This is a genomic window from Elstera litoralis (assembly GCF_000963705.1).
Lineage (GTDB): Bacteria > Pseudomonadota > Alphaproteobacteria > Elsterales > Elsteraceae > Elstera > Elstera litoralis.
In genome coordinates this window covers 1-1,163 of the sequence record NZ_LAJY01000841.1, presented here as the reverse complement: position 1 = coordinate 1,163, position 1,163 = coordinate 1, and the positions used below count along the sequence as shown (strand labels likewise).

Here is a 1,163-nt window from a genome sequence, read left to right as displayed (position 1 = left end):
AATACTGAATCTTATTATAAGTACAAAGGCTCTGAAAAAGGAAAATATGTCGGTGCGCCGCGCACGCTCAATGATCTACGCGAACGACAGAGGGATCTTTTAGAAGGTCATTTTTTTGTTTTTCAGAAATGCTATATTCATCTCGATCAAGCGCCGACCGTTCTCGAAGATAGAGAAAAAGCTCCAAAAATCACTATTGAGGCCATTGATCTTATTCGTGAAAAATCTCTCGAACTGACCCAAAACATACAAAATTATATGAAGGATAAAAAAAATAAAAAACTTGAATTAATTTTAATGCAATCTAACAAGCTATATGTAAATTATTACTCAATCTATAATTTAAGAATTGCTAGTTTATTTTGTGAAAATTTTGTCGATTTTCCTAAATATTTTATAAAAGATTATATTATCAGACACGGGGAAAACTCACAGAATCAGAAACTCCCCCCGGATTTTTTTCAAATAGGGTATAATGCATTGCTGAATAGTTATTATCGGGATGTTAAATTATGCGACTATCACTTAAAAAAATATAAGGAGAAAAACCCCTGATAGAGTCAGGGGCTTGACCTTGCTGCCGATGATCTACGCCAATAGCTCAGAAACGCCCGCGAAGACTGCGCGGCACCGGCGGCAGGCCACTTTGACTGTGGACGTTGTAGCCCATGCTCGTCTGGATGTTAAGCCACTCCGTCTCGCTCATGACCTGGGCCTGCACCCCCGACGGTAAGCCGGTAAAGTGGATAGTCAGTTCAGCCTTGGCGGGTAGAGCGAGGCGCTTGACCCCGCCCCCTTGGGCTGGCAGCGTTGCGCGTGTTTGTTGGCTTCAGGATCAACGCCCGATGGTACTCCCCTGGCGGATCATCGCCCTGCTTCTCGCCCTGCTCCCGGCCCTGGCGCAGCCTGCGGCCGCCGGGGAGTTTTCCGTTGAGGAGCAAAAGCTCGTCGCGGATATCCGCCAGAAAATGGATCAAACCACCCAACTCCTCATCTATGCCTATGAGAATGAGGAGACGATGGACCTCGCAGAAATGCAGCGGGTTTTGGCAGGGTTTAGCGATCTGGCGACTTGGTTTAGCAAAAAAATTCCCGACCAAACTTTCGAACGGCGGACAGGCAGTTTTTGCGTGGGCGCGGCTAATTTTGCGTCGAGTTACTGG

The 1,163-nt window shown here is 46.2% G+C and carries 2 protein-coding genes; both read left to right on the top strand.

Going from position 1 to position 1,163, the window contains the following annotated elements:
• A partial coding sequence (locus VZ95_RS26270) for a hypothetical protein (protein ID WP_045777448.1) occupies positions 1 to 555 on the top strand: 555 nt, incomplete at its 5' end.
• A gap of 290 nt (positions 556 to 845) precedes the next feature.
• The coding region (locus tag VZ95_RS20130) for a hypothetical protein (RefSeq protein WP_045777447.1) at positions 846 to 1,163 on the top strand (318 nt) is incomplete at its 3' end.